The organism is Psychrobacter pygoscelis, from assembly GCF_004335015.1.
In the GTDB taxonomy this organism is placed as follows: Bacteria; Pseudomonadota; Gammaproteobacteria; order Pseudomonadales; family Moraxellaceae; genus Psychrobacter; species Psychrobacter pygoscelis.
In genome coordinates this window covers 963,592-980,576 of sequence record NZ_RQRU01000001.1, presented here as the reverse complement: position 1 = coordinate 980,576, position 16,985 = coordinate 963,592, and the positions used below count along the sequence as shown (strand labels likewise).

Below are 16,985 nucleotides of genomic sequence, written 5' to 3'. Positions count from 1 at the left end.
TTTCTTTTGACAAACTGATCCATAAAATCACCTAACAACGATAAGACCATCTTAAACTATGCTGAAAGATACCAATAAAGTCGCGCTGGTTGTCATTTTTTGTATCCCAATTTTATGGGGACTAGGGTTTGTAGTGACCCATAATGCAGTCGGTAGTATTCACGCTGGCGTCTATGCCTTTTTACGCACCTTAGTGACCTTTTTGGTTTTATTGCCCTTTACCATTAGAGGTATCTTTAAAGCGGGCAATCGCAATCGAAACATCGTTACTGGATTTATATTCGGGTTACTTATTTGTTTGCAGATATTGGGGCATAGCCATGCACTCGTGACACTGCCTTCGGCCACAGCAGCATTTATCGTCTCACTTAATGTGGTGTTGGTCGTGGGGCTGTCCTTATTAATCCAAGGCAAACGACCAAACACACTCGATATCACAGCGATTGTCCTTGGGCTGGTCGGCGCTTATTTTATTTTAAACCCCAGTATGCAGCCATTGACCATAGGCTACGCGTGGGCGGGACTGGCGGCGCTAGCGATCGCGCTAATGATACTACTCATCGGTCATATTTCAGCCTTAGGACTAGAGCGCGATAGTCAACACCTGCATCAAGACCAACAGCAAAACCGCCGCCGCGATCAGCAGCAGTTCATATTTTTTCAGTCTTTGTTTTGCATGCTCTTGCTGTCTTATTATCCTCTGAACTTTTCCATCCCCGACTTTACGCAAGTGCAAGTGTGGTTGGCCATCTTGTACATGGGCGTTTTCGCTACGGCTCTAACGACACTGGCTCAGGTGAAATTCCAAAGCGTGGTGGGCAACACCCGAGCCGCACTTATCTTTAATTTAGATGTGGTATTTGCCTCATTATTTGCGCTGTTAAATGGAGAGCATTTCACCCTTTATCAGGCTATAGGCGGGGTGTTAATCTTTGCCGCCTCTATTGTGCACTCCTTATATCAGTTTATCCAAAAAACCAATGCCAAGCGCGCTTTATCTTAAGGTAGGTTTTTACCTAAGCGCTCCTCTTTCCTAAACAGATTATAAGATTATGGCCAATAACTCGAAGCAAAATAGTCCTAACCATCTTGATATCATTGAGGTTATTTCTACCCAACAAGCATTGGCTGAGCATATCGCTAGACTCATCAAAATCGAGCCGCGATTTGCCCCAGTATACGAGCAAATTGGCGTACCTGATCTGCGCCGCAAGCCTGAAGGTTTTGAGCAGTTGATGCGGGCGATGGTCGGTCAGCAGCTGTCTGTCGCCGCGGCGCGCAGTATTTGGAACAAGCTTGTAGCCGCTGATTTGACGACGCCTGAGCGTATTGCAAAAGCAGATGATGAGGCCCTAAAGTCAAACGGGCTATCGAGGCAAAAGATTCGCTACGTGCGCTCGCTCGTCGAGCACAATATCGACTTTAGCGCCCTCGCTACTATGAGTGATGAGGCGGTGATTAAAACGCTAACTGCCGTAACGGGCATTGGGCGCTGGACGGCAGAGATGTATTTATTGTTTTCACTTGGCCGCGCTGATGTGCTGGCCGTCGATGATTTGGCGATTAAAGAGGGGGCAAGGCAGCTTTTAGGACTAGAAGCTCGCCCTACGCCGAAACAGCTCAGAGACTTATCGCAGCCGTGGTCACCGCATCGTAGTGCCGCTAGTCTTTTGCTATGGGCGCACTATGGTTGGCTTAAGGATAAAGAGGCAATGCCCGTGTAGGTTTTGTCTTATAAGATACATCGTAAAAAAGATAAAAAGACTGGCCTTAGCATTGGAGTACTTGTAAAAGGGAATGAGAAACGTTAAAACAAAGCACTGCTTTGTTAGGTTTGCAAGAGTAAATCCTTTAAAGAGGATTTACTGATATGCGCATCAAGGGTAGGCGGTCTTTAATGATTCAGCTCGGTGCTCGTCCCTCGCACTCTTAACTTAATATTGCCCTCACTAGGTTCTTCTAGCCCGTCTGTCAGCATCAAGTATAGACCGTACCATGATTTATACCTCTCAGAATACTCGAAATAGGGAGGGGTTCTACTCATAGACGCCTTATGACTTAAGTCTCGTATAAGTCCTAACTCACTTTGACGGCAAGTCGTATAAAAAGCCCAAATACCCATATACATAGCCTACCCAAAGAACAACCGCTGCGCTGCCCGAAACGTATTGCAGTGCGCCTCAACCACCTGCTCGATATCCTCTGAATAGCCACCGCCCATGACGACAGTAATAGGAATGCCGTTATCGCGAGCTTGAGTCAGCACAAATTCATCACGCGCTTTACAGCCCTCTAAAGTCAGCGCCAACTTACCAAGCTTATCGGTTGCCAGTACATCCACAGCAGACTGATAAAAAATCATATCTGGCGCGACTTCTTTAATCAGCCGAGGCAAGTTTTCAGTGAGTATTGAAAGGTAATTCTCATCACCAGTGTCATTCGGTAGATCAATATCTAGATCTGAGGGCGGCTTGCGAAAGGGATAGTTCTTCTCGCCGTGCATGCTAAAGACAAACACCCTTGGTTCATCCGCCATGATGCTAGCATTGCCATTGCCTTGGTGCACGTCCAAGTCCACAATCAGGATTTTGCTGGCTTCACCTCGGTTAAGTAACAAATTACTCGCAATACAGACATCATTGAACACACAAAAACCTTCACCATGATCGGCAAAGGAGTGGTGCGTACCACCCGCCACATTCATCGCCACCCCAAACTGCTTGGCATATAACGCACACTCATAAGTGGCACTAGCGATATAGCGGCCACGCTCGACCAAGGCAGGGGTCATCTCAAAGCCAATGGCGCGCGCTTCTTTTCGATCCAAAGTTTGTGTGGATAATTTGTGCCAATATTCAGCGGTGTGAGTGGTTAGGATTTCTGCTTCGCTCAGCTTGGTTGGCGCAAAAAAGTTATCTTGACTCACCGTACCCTCACGCAGTAAACGCTCAGGTATTAGCGTGTATTTTTGCATGGGAAAGCGATGCTTTTCAGGCACTTGGTAGCGAAAGACGTCGGAGTAGGCGATTTTTAGCATATAGGTATTTTAGTGTACATATTAGATTTTATAGTAGGATGAAGTTATAGCTGACACATAAGCTTAGCGATAAAGACACTATTGAACTTGGTCTGAGGCCAAAAAGAAAGTTCGGGCATCGACTTGCTCACGGATTTGGTCTAATAATAGGTCAATGTTTTGCGCCGGTTCGGGGTTACCTAGCAAGTCATTAAACAGCTCATAGCTGACCGTGGTCATGGCAATGACACTTTGAATAAGAGAGCCAATAACCTTATCAGTTATACCAGTTGCTTCAATATCTAGCGACGCCTTATAACGGACTTCACCATCACTAAGATCCATCTCGATGTTTCCCAAAATCATGTCATAATTCAGCTGGGTCAGCAGTAGCATAGCGGCGCTACGATGACTTTCCGGAATCGAGAAGGGTAATATGCCGTAGACCGCGACTAGCTGTGTACGCTCCTGAATTCGAAATAAACAGACCCAATTGACATGATCATGCTTCATTCGTAAGGATAAGTGGTGCGTTTGCTGACTGTCCGCTGCTTTAGGTTTGTAGTGGTTAAAATGCCAGTGCTGCGCTTTTAGGTATTGGCTAAAGCGGCTGGTAATAGGGTTGCTGTGCGAGGTATGACTAACTGGAGAGTCATTGGTTAATTGCTTAAAAGACGGTAGCGGCTGAGCTATGCTAGCGCCATTATTCTTTGCTGGAGGCGTCTCAGACTGCAAAGCTGAGTCCTGATGGACGTTATGGACTGTGCTATTAACCTCCCCATGATTGCTCTGCGCGCTTAAATTCATACCAGCATCGTACTGCTTAGATTGCTTATCCAATTCAAGACTAGTGCTTGCCTCAGGCTGCTTTGAGCCGTTACTGCTAGCCTGACTCGTCTTACCCATTGATTGGCTCAAAAACTGCTTAATCTTTTGCCATAAGCTTAACTTGTTTGGATGGCTCATAGCGACTGGTATCCTGTGAGGTGCGTTTGGATATCGGGCTGAGCATAAAATTCTTGGAGCAGTTGACGAAGCTCGTCTTCAAGCCATGGGCTTTGGACAATATCATTAAATAACAAGCCAAGAGTAGGGAGCAGCGCTGTGATTGCGGCGTCATCAATATATAGGCTCGAAGCGACATCAGCGATAGAGTCACCCAAATGCTGCTCAAACCAAGTCTGAACCGCCGAATTGACTAACGTATGAATATAGGGCGACATTCTCAGACGGTTATAACTGGTCTGTAGTCCCGCTTCAAGTTGACTTAAAGTCGAGTTAGTGGAAGCAGGCTCTAAGGCGTTGCTTGTCTTATCGCACTCTAAATTAGCCCCTTCATTAGCTTGGTCACTATCATAAAGGAAGTGCTGAACCGTGCTTACTGGTAAATCCTTTATTCGTGACCAGCCCATCTCAATAAGCCTAGCCACCTCCTCATTACTCAAGTGTGCTTGGGCACTGCTCTCGGCTTTATGCGATAAGTCTCTAATATTGCGGCGTAGGTAGGCTTGAAGCTTGTCATCTAGATTGTTGTTCGTGGCTTTTTCAAAGGAGCTGCGACCGAATTTCATAAGCTTGCCCACGCCGCCCACCTTATCAAGGGTGCTATTCATAAAGTCGTCGATAGCGTGGTAGAGCGTCTGGGTCAGCATATCGGCAAAGGCATCATTGCCAATCAGCGAATGAATAAGAGTATTGCGCTGCGTCTCATGACTGGCAATATATTGCGCCAAGGCCATTACTTGTGCGGTATCTATAAGCTCCGATAGTGCGACATTATCGTTTGCCGGATGAAAGACGATGGTGCGTAAGATAGTCCGAATATCGCGGCGCAGCGTCTCGCTCATTTGCTGCTTTAATAGCCAATGATTGATGACACGGCTAATATCATCTGCGCTTAAATAACGCGTCAAAGGCTGGGTCCCTAGCCACTGCCAGAAGGTCAAGGTTAGCCGCTGCTGTTGCTGCGTATTGCTTAGCCACTGCTGGATAAAACTAATTTGCGCCTCAATAATTGGCACTATCATAGCCTCATATGAAGCATTGGCAGTCACTTGAGCTTTCGATGTTAGCGTATTAGGGGACGCGGTTGGCATAGGCATATCCTGTCTGACGTCCTGCTGAGGACGAGTCATTGGTATAGGGGTGGCATCGTTACGAGGATTAGGCGTCATGATTGAGCATAATTTGTTATACTTTGCGGGTTTACTGGCCGCAGCTTAGTAACAAAATTTAGGTCGAGTAGCAGTCAAAGTTATTGTCTGGTTAAGCGCCTGTTAACAGGGTTATCAATAACGACATATTTGACCCTGATCGCCAATCTTCTAGTCCACTCATTTTAGGTGATAGTGAGTTTTTTATACTACTGCACTATTATTGTACTATACCTATTGGCAGATTACTTTAGCCGCGCTGTAGGGTGGTGAGATGATGATTAAATGGTTTATAACGGTGCAAAGACCTTTGTTAACAGCTGGACAGTGATAGTCATAGCTTCGCCCATACTTTAGAATGATTAACCTTCAATTTCCTATTTTTATCAGCGGTATAGCCAATGAGTAAGCCCATAGTCGTATTGGAGGATGTTACGGTTCAGCGTGGTGACATGCCTTTATGTGAAGCGGTCAATCTAAGCCTACAGCCCGGTCAGATTTGTCACCTTATAGGGGCGAATGGGGCAGGTAAGACCACCTTGCTCATGCAGATAGCGGGGTTGTTGCCTGTTATCGAGGGCAGTATTCGCTATTATGATGATCCTGCAGTGACCTTACAGCCACTTTATGTATCGCATCAGCTTGGTATTCACCCCAGCCTGACTGTCAGGCAAAACTTAACTTTTTTGTTGAATCTATATGGGCTATCGCCTACTGCCAGTGAGATTGATGCTGCGCTTGACTGGGTAGGGCTGCAAGGGTTCGAGAGCCTTAGCTCAAGCCACCTGTCTGCAGGGCAGACTCGGCGAATTGCGCTAGCGCGATTGTACTTAATGCAGCCTGATATTACCCCGTTTTGGCTGCTAGATGAGCCATTTACCGCGCTTGATGTCGATATGGTGGCTTTATTGTCTGATCGTTTTTGCGAATTCACAAGCCAAGGCGGAGCTATATTAATGACCAGTCACCAACCTGTCGAAGTCGCCAATACCGTGTTAGATCTTAGTGAGCATCTTGTCTGAAGTACCGCTATTGATTAACTTAGGTGATTCTAAGGTTACTCGTCATTTGGGCGATGAAAATTCCGATACATTGATATTCGGTACATTGATAATAGTAAGCTCAGCGCATGATAAGAGGAAGTAATGTCCGATAAACCAGTATCAGTTCCTACTATATCTGATCGCGCTGCCCCAAACTCAGCGCCTAAGGAGGCGAGTGCGTGCACTAGTGTGACACCGACAGCTGTACAGCAGCCAGTAAGGCTAGGCATTAGTTTTGCTCAGCTATGGCGGCGCGAATGGTCGGTCAAGCAGCAAGGCGCGGTGCAGTGGCTTTATCCGCTAGTGTTGTTTTTGGTGATTATTACCCTATTTCCTCTGGCCGTAGGTAGTGAGCCGCAGCTGCTGGCACGTCTGGGCGTCTCAGCCGTATGGATTGCTGCGCTATTATCGCTAGTAATGGGGGTAGATACCTTGTTCAAGCCTACTCTGGATAATGGCACACTTGCACAGCTCATGGTATCTGGCGCGCCGCTACCCCTTTGGGTGCTAATACGCTTAGCCATTCATTGGCTATTTAGTAGTGGTATCGTTGCGGTGCTCAGTATCCTTGCGGTGCCGCTATTTGGTCTATCGTGGCTAGAGACTGGGGTATTGATGGCCTCTATTATTGCGGGTAGTCCTATGCTACTTATGCTCTCAGCTATCGCTAGCAGCTTAACGTTATCGCTAAAAAATGGCGCAGTCTTAGTGCCGCTCATAGCCTTGCCTATGCAGCTACCGGTACTGATATTTGCCACAGGCGCTGTTGACCTGTATGCGACTGGGCTTAATGGATTGCCTATTTTAGCGCTATTGTTGGCAGGCAGTATTGTCTCAGTGCTGGTCATGCCGTGGGTCATAGCGATGACATTGAAGATGGCTTGGCTCAATTAAAGAGTAGTTGATTATCAAGCTTATCGTTAAAATCAACCCTAGTCAGTACAGTCAAATATAGCGACGCCCAAATATGGAGCTGAACTAGATTTTTGTTATAATAGTCTTTTATAGACTTAAGCCCAACGCCAAGGTTTATGCCATGCCCAATTTAAAAAACGTCTCGAATCCCTCCCTTTGGCAGCGAATGTGGCAAGGATTTTTGACGACTGTGGGAACCAAGCAGTTCTTTGCGATCTTCTCCCCGTGGGTGAAGTGGCTCAGCATTTTAGCCATAATCTGCCTAACCATTGGCAGTATTTGGGGCTTAGCCTTTGCACCGCCAGACTATTTACAAGGCAATAGTTACCGAATTATCTTTATCCACGTTCCCTCTGCCAGTCTAGCACTCTCTATCTATATGGCCATGGCTGTGCTTGGAGTCATTTATCTGGTGTGGAAGATTAAGACTGCCAATCTAGTGGCTCAGGCACTAGCCCCTTTAGGATTTTTGTTATGTATTATTAGCTTGCTGACAGGATCAATTTGGGCCAAGCCTACGTGGGGCACTTATTGGGTCTGGGATGCTAGACTCACCTCGATGCTAATTCTAGCATTCTTATACGCTGGCGTAATGGCGCTATTTGCCGCCTTTGAGCACACATCCAATCGCGGTAAAGCAGCCGCTATTTTATCTATCGTCGGGGCGGTCAATCTACCGATTATCAAATACTCAGTGAACTGGTGGAATACCCTTCATCAAGGAGCAACTTTCACCCTTACCGAAGCGCCTAAAATGTCTGCAGATATGTGGATGCCTTTACTGCTAATGATGATTGGCAGTTATCTTTTGGCCGCCGCATTGGCCATATACCGTACCAACACGCTAATACTGCAGCGCGATCAGGCCAAAGCTTGGGTCAATGAGTATATTCGCCGTCATAAGGTAGGGTAGTGGCTAGCGCATACCATAAATCATTCTTGACATTAATCCCGTCTCAAAAGGGGAGCCAATAGTGCAGCCATATTTTTATAGCTTTTCTGAGTTTTTAGCCATGGGCAAGCACGGAGTTTTTGTTTGGTCGTGTTGGGCCATTACCGTGGGGATGATATTGGCTTTTATCTGGTATAGTCGCCAGCAACGCCGGTCATTATTAAAACAATTGACTGTGCAGCAAGCGCGTCAAGCCAAGCGGCCCAGTAAAGTCAAGGCCAAAAAACGCACCGCCCCTAACTCAGTCGCCAAGCTTTAACCTTTAGCAGTTAGAGGTCGGACTGAATGACCCACAAATTCCTTTATCAAGCGCCAAATCCCTTTATTAAGTGCATTGATGTTAGCGCATTCTTAATTTTATCCTTGTTATTATCCTAGTATTTAACCACGTCAATAAAGACGAGTGAGAGCCGCCAATGAATGCAGTCCGTCGCAAAAAACTAACATGGGTGCTTGCCACCTTAGCAGGGGCGATAGTCGCTGTCGTGTTAGTACTATATGCCATTGGTCAGCAGACCGATTATTATTTTGACCCTACCGCTATTGAGCAAGGCGAAGCACCGCAAGATAAGCGTATTCGCGCGGGTGGAATGGTAGTAGCAGGCAGTATTCACCGAGATCCTGCTGATCCTACCAATGTTAAGTTTCAAATTACTGACTTTAATGCCACTATTCCGGTACGCTATCAAGGGATACTGCCTGATTTATTTGCAGAGAACTCTGGGGTAGTAGCGACTGGTAAAATGCAAGGTGACACCTTTGTGGCAAGTGAAGTCTTGGCTAAGCACGATGAAAACTATATGCCACCCGAGGTTACCAAATCTCTGAAGAATGACCATGTGGCGCGCGGTGTCTCGCCAGAGTCTGAACAATTAGCGCCTTCAGCGGCATCGACACCAGTACATAAGTCTACTACGTTGGCAGAATAACGTCTCCTAGAGCGTAAAGAGTTATCGAGCGCTTATATTAATCAAAGAAAAAGGGACCGTTGTGACGACGATCCCTTTTTTAGTGGCTTGTTAGAATCAATAAATTATCTAGCGCTAGCGGTTATATCGGCGCATTACCACTCAGCGATTAATTATCCCAATCTGGAGTATAGTCAGGATGCTCAACCAAGCGACCGTCTGGTGATGCTAAGCTATTAAGCTGTGCGATATCTTCACTATCTAGCTGTACATTGATGGCATTGAGGTTGTCTTGTAGATGCTCAGGGGTCGCCGTTTTGGGGATGGCGATACGCTTCTTATCTGTCAATATCCAAGCAAGTGATACTTGGCTGGCAGAGATGCCATGTTTATCAGCGATATTTTTAATAATAGCATTATCAAAGACTTTACCACGCGCTAAGGGTGAGTAAGCTTCTAAAGGAATGTGATGATTGCTCATAAAGGCCTGCAAATTATCTTGCTTTATGAACGGGTGGAATTCGACCTGATTGACCGCGATAGGTAGGTCAGCATGAGCTTTGGCCTCAAGTAGATAGTCTATGGTAAAGTTTGAGACCCCAATATTACGGGTCAAGCCTTGCTTCTGTAGCTCGCATAATGCAGGCATGGTCTCGGACAAAGGAACACGGCTATCTGGCCAGTGTAGTAGTAATAAATCTACGTAGTCCACGCCTAAGTTTTCTAAAGAGCACTCGGCTGCTGCCAGTAGCTTTTCTGGCTTAAATTTTAAATCGTCTGGGAATATTTTGGTGGTTAAAAAGAACTTCTCACGTGCAACACCTGACTGTTTAATACCTTGGCCCACCTCAGCTTCATTGCTATAAGCTTGCGCCGTATCAATATGCTCATAACCCAACTGTAGCGCTTGACTAACGATTTGGCTACACTGTTTTCCCGTTAGCTGCCACGTACCTAGACCAATAACGGGAATGCCCGCTGGACCAACGCTGCGAATATTATAAGATTTATTTAAATTCATAATGATGCTCCTTATTCACTAACTATTATGAAGTATTTAGTAAATTCACAGGGTTATTGGTGTGTAAAGGTTTTTTACTGTCGGGTATCGTACTGAAAATAACATGCTAAAAGATAGTTTGCGAAACAGAATTGGTCTCAAATTTTAGTTTATAAAAGCCACATTGACAGGTGTAACAGCTCAGTCGATAAGGATTTAACTCATTGATAATATAAGTGAAATGGTTAAGGTTTAGTCAATCCATTTTAGATTTGCCACCAAGTCGTTGGGATGAGTTTACATCTGCCTTAGTCATCTTGTGACTTCTAGCCAGTAAATTTATACCAACAACTGTTTTGCGTAGTAGTTTTAAACAGGATTGACTGTGTTTAAATTGAGCAGTTACTGCGATCCGATATATGCTGACTTCTTGACAGACTGATTAAGCGGTATCGACGATAGCTGGTAAGCGATAAGCATCAGTTATAAAGTCTATTCACAAAAAAAGCACCTATAGCGATGGCTATAAGCGCTTTTGAATAGCGATTCGATTGCTAGTTGTTAGCCTTATACGTGACTATAACACAGTAGGCATACAGCTATTAATCAATGCTCGCTTAGCTGGCTATTAATAGACTAGCTATTACTTAGCTTCAGGCTGCTCACCCCAGATTTTAGGGTACTTATAACCTGGGAAAGTGTTATGAGCATATGCCTTAAAGTCATCAGAGTTGTAAGCGTTGGTCACGTCTTTGACCCAAGGCTGGTCTTTGTCAGCAGTCTTGACAGCTGACCAGTTGACATAGGCAAAGCTAGGCTCTTGGAATAGGGCTTCTGTTAGCTTGATACCTGAGTCAGTTGCATAGTTACCATTAATAACGGCAAAGTCAACTTCATCACGGGCGCGAGGAAGCTGAGCGGCTTCTAGCTCAACGATTTTGATATCGTATTTGCTGTTATCAGCGATATCTGATTTAGAAGCTTTAAGAGGATCGATACCTTCTTTTAAGGTAATCCAGCCAAGATCGTTCATCATGACCAACGCACGTGCGAAGTTACTTGGGTCGTTAGGGGCAGAGACGCTCATGCCTTTATAGGCTTCATCAAGGCTGGTCTTTTTGCCTGAATAGATGCCAAGCGGTGCCGTTGGTACTTGGAACACTTCGACTAAGTCTAGGTTGTTCTCTTCTTTAAAAGTATCAAGATATGGCTTATGCTGAAAAACATTGATATCTAGGTCACCATCCGCTAGCGCTAGGTTAGGACGGACATAGTCAGTAAAGGTGACCAGCTCAACTTCATAGCCTTGAGCCTCAAGAGATTGCTTAACTTGGTTACGTACCATATCGGCAAAGTCGCCTTCGGTAGTACCGATAACAATCTTCTCTTTGTTAGGGTCACGACCTTCAGAGTTGATGACTTCCTCAGTGCTGTTAGGGGTAGCTTCTGTTGAGGTTTCGCTGCTAGGTTCTTGAGTATTGGCTTCAGGGGCAGAGGTATTATTACAGCCCACCAATACAAATCCAGACACACCAACAGCAGCAAAAGCTGTGGCGACTTGACGGCTAACGGTTGATAATTTCATACAGTTTCCTTCGATTATTATGGCAGTTATCAGTTTGACAAATACTGCCCTCAATATAAATTAAGAATATTATAAGTGTTACGACTATCAGTATAAATTCAAAGACCAATAAGTATAGAGACTAAGCGGTATTAAGAGGGCCAGTATAATACAAAGTTATCTGGCAAGTTTATGCCAGATGCTTATAGCCTATTGAAATAAGTTATAAGGCCACTTTAAATAATCTAGCGCCAGTGACTGACTGTCTTAACTAACACTACTTAAACTTAATATCTGCTCTTTCACACCTGCAAACACTAATGATCTTAGTATTTAGCGTTTGTCAAGTCGCTGAGCGAGTAGGTTACCACCTGCTTGGATAAGGATAACCATAAGCGATAGTAAGACCACAATAAAGACCATGACCTCAGTCTGGTAGCGGTAATAGCCATAACGAATCGCTAAGTCGCCCAGACCGCCACCACCAATCATACCTGCAGCAGCGGAGAAGGATAGTAGACTAATACAAAGGATAGTCACCGATAAGACCAAGCCTGAGCGCGCCTCATTGACGAGCACTTTGATAATGGTCATCGGCGGCGCGCCCATAGATTCGGTTGCCTCAATGATACCACGTGGTACTTCACGTAGGTTTTGTTCGACCAAGCGAGCAAAATAAAATGAGCCGGCGATGGCTAGAACCAAGGAGGCGGCGATAGGGCCAATACCTGTACCAATAATAGTCTTGGTAAAAGGACTCATGGCAATCATCAGAATAACAAAGGGAAAAGCACGGATAAAGTTGGTGATACCGCCTAATAAAGCATAAAGCGGCTTATTCTGCAAAAACTGCCGATCACTGGTCAAAAATAAGAAAATACCAAAAACACCACCAATAACAATGGCGACCGTGGTAGAGATGCCAAGCATAATAAAGGTGTCAATTAAGGCTTGCCAGATCTCTTTTTTCATAGTCAATAGCTTGGTTATTGATTCTGATAACGCTAAGCTTAAGATCATAGTTAGTCCTCTTGAATCAAGCCTTGGCCGATGGTAGTCGCCGCCTCAATAACACCGTCTCGTATATTTGCCACCTCTAGCAGATCACCTTGGTGCAATAGCGCGACGCGGTGACACAACCTGCGAATGACGCTCATCTCATGAGTGACAATGACGATAGTAACGCCGAGCTTTTCGTTGATGTCGCGAAGGCAAGTCAACAAGCTTCTAGTGGTCGAAGGATCTAAGGCACTGGTTGGCTCATCCGCTAAGATAACCTTAGGGTTTGGCGCAATAGCGCGAGCGATACCGACACGCTGTTTTTGTCCACCAGATAGCTGGGCGGGATAATGCTGAGCGCGGTCAACCAGATCGACAATATCAAGGCAAGCCATAACTCGTGAATGAATCTCTTTGGCAGGATAGCCTGCTACCTTCAGGTTAAAAGCGACGTTGTCATAGACACTGCGATTGGACATCAAGTTGAACTGCTGAAAGATCATACCGATATTATGACGTGCCACGCGCAGCTCTGCTGCTGACAGGGCGGTCAGATCCTCACCATCAATAATAACTTGACCATTATCTGGTCGCTCAAGAAGGTTAATCAAGCGTAATAGAGTGGACTTACCTGCGCCCGAATAACCCATTAGGCCAAATATCTCGCCCTTTTTGATTTGTAATGAGGTCGGCTGAACGGCAGTAAACCAATGCGCTGCCCCATTTTTGCCTTTGACTGAGCGGTCGCTCATAAAGCGCTTGCTCACGTCATTTAGAACAATCATGTCACTCATAAAAGACTCGAAATTATGTGCCCATACTAGCGCACCCAAGGTAAGAATGAATACCAACACTTAGACAGTATTTTACCACTTGATGATACTATTGTTGATAATGCTAAGATTAACCTGGATATTATAAGTGATAGCCATTAATCCAAGGCATTGATCAAAGCCATATAAGCCAGCTGTCATAGTGAGATCACAATCAAAGTAAGGCTCATCACAATAAGTTAATCAATCGCAGCGAATGGCTGTAGTAAAGGCAGCAATGATAAATAAAGCGCAGTAATATAGCATATCTTGCTTATTCTAGATATGGTATTGCAAGATTAAGGCAAGCAAAATTATCATATTATAAGTTTGTGAAGACTGGGTAAAGGCTATCTAAAGTAGATTTATGGAGTCATTATAGTAGATAAGAGAGCTGTGTAATAGGCTAATAGCGCTTAACTCGAAAAAGCTTAATTTTTTATATATGAATAACTAACCAACAATATAATAACGCTACAAAATACCGATTAAGACGAGTGTTCTTCTTCAATATCGATGGCGCTATGAGTGGCATTGACGGGCAGTATGACTAAGAAGCGAGTGTGACCATTGACAGTGTCGGTGGTGATTCGACCTTGATGAGCGGTGACAATTTGAGAGACTAGTGACAATCCTAGCCCCGAACCTTTTTTCTTCTGCTGCAAGCGCACAAAAGGACTAAATATATCTTTACGCTTATCCTCTGGGATACCATGACCTTCGTCAATGACGGCTAATACAGCAAAGTTTGGTGGCGGCGGCGGCTCTTCAGGTTTTACCTTACGTGCGCGCTTTTTAAATAGGCTTTCTTTACGAGCAAGTAGCATCGCTGAGAAGTCCGTAGAGCTATCTTCTTTAGTGGCTTCTATAACTGGATCGTTCCCTACGGCTTTATCTTTGACTCCATTAGGGTTGTCTGAAGCAGTCTTAATGAGGCGCTCAGCAGATGGTGAGTCTTGATTAGCAGTGCTTTGTTGACCAGAGTCATTACGATCTGACGGCTCGGTAGTCTTAACTAAGTCAAGAGCATCCTCGCAGTGCTCTACAGGGGTATGTTGCGTCTGTGCCGTAGAGGCTTGATCGGACTGTTGTTGAGTGTCCTTAGCTGAGCTAGTACGTGAAGATTCAGCTTGAGAGGAGTTAGGTTGTAGAGTAATGGCTAGCGGAGACTCGCTAGTGTCTATTGAGCTTGAGTTATCATCCTCTACAGTGCTAAGCAATAGCGATAGAATAAGGTGCTCTGGAATCTCGCTTGCCTCGGCTACAGACTCGGCACCGTATAGCATTACAGTGACAGGTGGTACACCATGAAGCATAGCATTGTTTAGAAGGTTGCGGATTAGGTGCGTTAGTAACTGCGGCTGACCTTCAATGATAATATGCTCACCGATTAGGCTGGCTTCTGGATAGTGCTGACGCTCTTGATTGACCAGCTCATATAAGTCTAGACGTTCAACCTGCTGTAGCGCGTGACCAGCATCTAAACGGCTCACGAGTAAGATACTTTCGACCAAATCGTTCAAGCCCGTTAAATCACGATTAATGGCTGCCGCACGCTTATCGAATTTCGCTTTCGTCGGCGCTTGAAGCTCAGCGGCGAGCATATCCATCATCTCGATTTGCAGACGAATTCGCGTAATAGGAGTGCGAAGCTCGTGTGAGGCATGAGCAAGTAAGAGGTTGTTAGCATTGACCAGATGCTCAATCTTTTGCGCCGCTTGGTTAAAGCCTTTACCGAGTACCGCTATCTCATCATTACCACGGACGGTCACGCGAGCGCTAAAGTCTCCCTCACCCAATTGCACCATTTGATGACTGAGCTGATTGATACGCCATGTCATAGACCGGGCAATCCACCACAGTACCCCTGCCATAATACATAGCAGCAGCAACGTTCCAGAAAATAGGTTGAGCGCCGCTGAGACGATGGGCTTTTTCGGAGGCAGTCGTGATTCAAACAGCAGGATATAACCCGTGCTACTGTAGACTTGCACCTGCTGAGCAGGGGTCTCAGATAAAAAAGGAAAAACGCGAGTGGTCCAAGAGGGGCGTTTTGGTAGCTCGCTTGGCAGATCACTATTGTTGGTCTGCATAAGCAGATGACCTTCGTGGTCATACAGTCCCATCTTGGCCTGTAGTGACTCATCGAAGATATCGAAGCTTTTTTTGATGACAGCTAGCATAAACCGCGCTTGTAAGCGATTGTTATGGACGACCGCCTGATTTAAATCATCTAAAAATGGGTCAACTTGGCTTAGGATTTGTGTCGCCAATACTTGTGAGCGAATCGTGGCGTCTTTATCGTGCACCAGCTGGGTTAACAACACCATCGCCACGGCAAATAAAGTTAATGCCAGCATGACACTGGCAAATAATTTTACAAATACTGAGCGAAAGCCGCGCTGCTGCATCAATGACACTCTTATCGGACGGTCAACTATGATTATCTAAGCAACTATTATTGCTTATGGACGCTTTAAATAGCAACCTATAACCCTAGCAAATCTACTACTAAAGCCCTGCTACCACCAACTACAAGCGCTTTAGCCTCTTAAGGTCGTATGGTAGCAGTCGTTCTGATTATACTTGGTCAGTCGCGAACTGGTAGCCAACGCCGCGCACGGTAATGATGCGTTTGGGCTGACGTGGGTTATCTTCAATTAGGGCACGGAGCCGTGAGATATGGACGTCAATAGCCCGGTCGATATTATCGGAGCTGTCATCATTGGGCATCGCCTGCCAGAGCTGCTCGCGGTTGAGTACTTTGCCGGCGTGAGTAGCAAAATAGTGTAACAGCTGAAACTGATGGGTCGTGAGGCGCACGGGCTGGTCGTCAATAGTGACTTCATGGCTGTCAGGAAACACGCTTAAACGGCCAAAAGTCAGGCTATCTGAATGACTGTCTGCTTGGTTAGGCTGCTCATGACGGCGTAGGACAGCGCGAATGCGAGCGAGAAGCTCACGAGGCTCAAATGGCTTAGCAATATAGTCATCAGCGCCCATCTCAAGGCCTAATACCCGGTCGGTGGTATCACCTTTAGCAGTGAGCATGATAATAGGTACTTTATTGGTCTGATGGTTTTTACTACCACGTATTTTTTGGCAGACCTGCATACCGTCCATGTCAGGCAGCATCAGATCTAGCACGACCAAGTCAATATCACGCTCTTTGGTATCCAAAGTATTTAAGCCGTCTTGACCAAGCGCTGCATGATGAACTTCATAATAGTTCATCGATAAATAGTCACTAATAAGCTCAGCCAAATCCGGGTCATCTTCAATCAATAAAATTTGCTTACTCATAAAGTGTCCTTTAATTTAATTCACAATTTATTTCGAAAGTTGTTTCAAAAGCTATTTAAAAATTTCTACATCTTCCAATAGCCAAGTGCTAATTTGCGTAACTTAATAATACGCTTGTTAAACTATCGCTTGAGTAGCACTTTTGAAAATAGTCGCTGTTAAACATTATAGTTATTAAGATCAATAGTTATTAACATCAGTAGAATTCGGCTGCAACACTATCTATTCGGCTGCAACATTGTCTAAAACTAACAACGCCTAAGCTTGCAGACTCAGAGGCTATAGACTAAACAGCCTATCAGTAGATCTAATAGACGATC

16 protein-coding genes are annotated in these 16,985 nt (G+C 45.2%); 7 read left to right on the top strand and 9 right to left on the bottom strand.

What is annotated here, in order from left to right; translation table 11 throughout:
• Positions 1 to 58: 58 nt before the first annotated feature.
• Together EGV92_RS03855 and EGV92_RS03850 are read left to right on the top strand one after the other, a co-directional pair.
• Positions 59 to 1,003: a DMT family transporter gene (locus tag EGV92_RS03855; protein WP_131667865.1), complete on the top strand. Its 945-nt coding sequence runs from the start codon at positions 59 to 61 to the stop codon at positions 1,001 to 1,003.
• Positions 1,004 to 1,052: 49 nt separating this feature from the next.
• A complete protein-coding gene (locus EGV92_RS03850) occupies positions 1,053 to 1,724 on the top strand; it encodes a DNA-3-methyladenine glycosylase family protein (RefSeq protein WP_131667864.1) in 672 nt (223 codons plus the stop codon).
• A gap of 407 nt (positions 1,725 to 2,131) precedes the next feature.
• Here EGV92_RS03850 and EGV92_RS03845 read toward each other — a convergent pair whose 3' ends face one another.
• From EGV92_RS03845 to EGV92_RS03835, 3 genes are all read right to left on the bottom strand, one after another.
• Positions 2,132 to 3,037: a histone deacetylase family protein gene (locus EGV92_RS03845; protein WP_131667863.1), complete on the bottom strand. Its 906-nt coding sequence runs from the start codon at positions 3,035 to 3,037 to the stop codon at positions 2,132 to 2,134.
• 78 nt (positions 3,038 to 3,115) lie between these two features.
• Positions 3,116 to 3,982: a YbjN domain-containing protein gene (locus EGV92_RS03840; protein WP_131667862.1), complete on the bottom strand. Its 867-nt coding sequence runs from the start codon at positions 3,980 to 3,982 to the stop codon at positions 3,116 to 3,118.
• On the bottom strand, positions 3,979 to 5,190 hold the full coding sequence (locus EGV92_RS03835) for a DUF445 domain-containing protein (RefSeq protein WP_242678586.1): 1,212 nt from the start codon (positions 5,188 to 5,190) through the stop codon (positions 3,979 to 3,981). The genes EGV92_RS03840 and EGV92_RS03835 overlap by 4 nt, the downstream gene beginning before the upstream one ends.
• Positions 5,191 to 5,570: 380 nt before the next feature.
• Between EGV92_RS03835 and ccmA the strand changes: the two genes are divergently transcribed.
• The 5 genes from ccmA to ccmE all read left to right on the top strand — a co-directional run bounded on the left by ccmA (position 5,571) and on the right by ccmE (position 9,008).
• A complete protein-coding gene (gene ccmA, locus EGV92_RS03830; RefSeq protein ID WP_131667861.1) occupies positions 5,571 to 6,191 on the top strand; it encodes a heme ABC exporter ATP-binding protein CcmA in 621 nt (206 codons plus the stop codon).
• A 123-nt stretch (positions 6,192 to 6,314) separates the two neighbouring features.
• The gene (locus tag EGV92_RS03825) at positions 6,315 to 7,106 is read left to right on the top strand and encodes a heme exporter protein CcmB (RefSeq protein WP_131667860.1); all 792 of its coding nucleotides are present in this window, start codon (positions 6,315 to 6,317) and stop codon (positions 7,104 to 7,106) included.
• Between the two features lie 142 nt (positions 7,107 to 7,248).
• The gene (locus tag EGV92_RS03820) at positions 7,249 to 8,040 is read left to right on the top strand and encodes a heme ABC transporter permease (RefSeq protein WP_131667859.1); all 792 of its coding nucleotides are present in this window, start codon (positions 7,249 to 7,251) and stop codon (positions 8,038 to 8,040) included.
• A 61-nt stretch (positions 8,041 to 8,101) separates the two neighbouring features.
• Positions 8,102 to 8,338 (top strand): heme exporter protein CcmD, encoded by a 237-nt coding sequence (gene ccmD / locus EGV92_RS03815; protein ID WP_131667858.1) that lies wholly within the window; start codon positions 8,102 to 8,104, stop codon positions 8,336 to 8,338.
• Between the two features lie 157 nt (positions 8,339 to 8,495).
• Entirely contained in the window at positions 8,496 to 9,008 is a 513-nt protein-coding gene (ccmE, locus tag EGV92_RS03810; protein ID WP_131667857.1) for a cytochrome c maturation protein CcmE, read from the top strand.
• A 148-nt stretch (positions 9,009 to 9,156) separates the two neighbouring features.
• Here the strand turns inward: ccmE and EGV92_RS03805 are convergent, their stop codons facing one another.
• From EGV92_RS03805 to EGV92_RS03780, 6 genes are all read right to left on the bottom strand, one after another.
• Positions 9,157 to 10,008 (bottom strand): aldo/keto reductase, encoded by an 852-nt coding sequence (locus tag EGV92_RS03805; RefSeq protein ID WP_131667856.1) that lies wholly within the window; start codon positions 10,006 to 10,008, stop codon positions 9,157 to 9,159.
• A 622-nt stretch (positions 10,009 to 10,630) separates the two neighbouring features.
• The gene (locus EGV92_RS03800) at positions 10,631 to 11,572 is read right to left on the bottom strand and encodes a MetQ/NlpA family ABC transporter substrate-binding protein (RefSeq protein ID WP_131667855.1); all 942 of its coding nucleotides are present in this window, start codon (positions 11,570 to 11,572) and stop codon (positions 10,631 to 10,633) included.
• A gap of 312 nt (positions 11,573 to 11,884) precedes the next feature.
• Positions 11,885 to 12,571, bottom strand: a complete 687-nt coding sequence (locus EGV92_RS03795; protein WP_479725185.1) for a methionine ABC transporter permease — start codon at positions 12,569 to 12,571, stop codon at positions 11,885 to 11,887.
• 2 nt (positions 12,572 to 12,573) lie between these two features.
• Positions 12,574 to 13,344, bottom strand: a complete 771-nt coding sequence (locus EGV92_RS03790) for a methionine ABC transporter ATP-binding protein (protein ID WP_207401730.1) — start codon at positions 13,342 to 13,344, stop codon at positions 12,574 to 12,576.
• A 506-nt stretch (positions 13,345 to 13,850) separates the two neighbouring features.
• Positions 13,851 to 15,773, bottom strand: coding sequence for an ATP-binding protein (locus EGV92_RS03785; protein ID WP_131668099.1), 1,923 nt, complete (start codon positions 15,771 to 15,773; stop codon positions 13,851 to 13,853).
• A 169-nt stretch (positions 15,774 to 15,942) separates the two neighbouring features.
• The gene (locus EGV92_RS03780; protein WP_131667854.1) at positions 15,943 to 16,665 is read right to left on the bottom strand and encodes a response regulator transcription factor; all 723 of its coding nucleotides are present in this window, start codon (positions 16,663 to 16,665) and stop codon (positions 15,943 to 15,945) included.
• Between the last annotated feature and the right edge of the window lie 320 nt (positions 16,666 to 16,985).

Coding starts and splice junctions, on each gene's coding strand:
- EGV92_RS03855 (WP_131667865.1), top strand. CDS start 59: ATGCTGAAAGATACCAATAAAGTCGCGCTGGTTGTCATTTTTTGTATC.
- EGV92_RS03850 (WP_131667864.1), top strand. CDS start 1,053: ATGGCCAATAACTCGAAGCAAAATAGTCCTAACCATCTTGATATCATT.
- EGV92_RS03845 (WP_131667863.1), bottom strand. CDS start 3,037: ATGCTAAAAATCGCCTACTCCGACGTCTTTCGCTACCAAGTGCCTGAA.
- EGV92_RS03840 (WP_131667862.1), bottom strand. CDS start 3,982: ATGAGCCATCCAAACAAGTTAAGCTTATGGCAAAAGATTAAGCAGTTT.
- EGV92_RS03835 (WP_242678586.1), bottom strand. CDS start 5,190: ATGACGCCTAATCCTCGTAACGATGCCACCCCTATACCAATGACTCGT.
- ccmA (WP_131667861.1), top strand. CDS start 5,571: ATGAGTAAGCCCATAGTCGTATTGGAGGATGTTACGGTTCAGCGTGGT.
- EGV92_RS03825 (WP_131667860.1), top strand. CDS start 6,315: ATGTCCGATAAACCAGTATCAGTTCCTACTATATCTGATCGCGCTGCC.
- EGV92_RS03820 (WP_131667859.1), top strand. CDS start 7,249: ATGCCCAATTTAAAAAACGTCTCGAATCCCTCCCTTTGGCAGCGAATG.
- ccmE (WP_131667857.1), top strand. CDS start 8,496: ATGAATGCAGTCCGTCGCAAAAAACTAACATGGGTGCTTGCCACCTTA.
- EGV92_RS03805 (WP_131667856.1), bottom strand. CDS start 10,008: ATGAATTTAAATAAATCTTATAATATTCGCAGCGTTGGTCCAGCGGGC.
- EGV92_RS03800 (WP_131667855.1), bottom strand. CDS start 11,572: ATGAAATTATCAACCGTTAGCCGTCAAGTCGCCACAGCTTTTGCTGCT.
- EGV92_RS03795 (WP_479725185.1), bottom strand. CDS start 12,571: ATGATCTTAAGCTTAGCGTTATCAGAATCAATAACCAAGCTATTGACT.
- EGV92_RS03790 (WP_207401730.1), bottom strand. CDS start 13,344: ATGAGTGACATGATTGTTCTAAATGACGTGAGCAAGCGCTTTATGAGC.
- EGV92_RS03785 (WP_131668099.1), bottom strand. CDS start 15,773: ATGCAGCAGCGCGGCTTTCGCTCAGTATTTGTAAAATTATTTGCCAGT.
- EGV92_RS03780 (WP_131667854.1), bottom strand. CDS start 16,665: ATGAGTAAGCAAATTTTATTGATTGAAGATGACCCGGATTTGGCTGAG.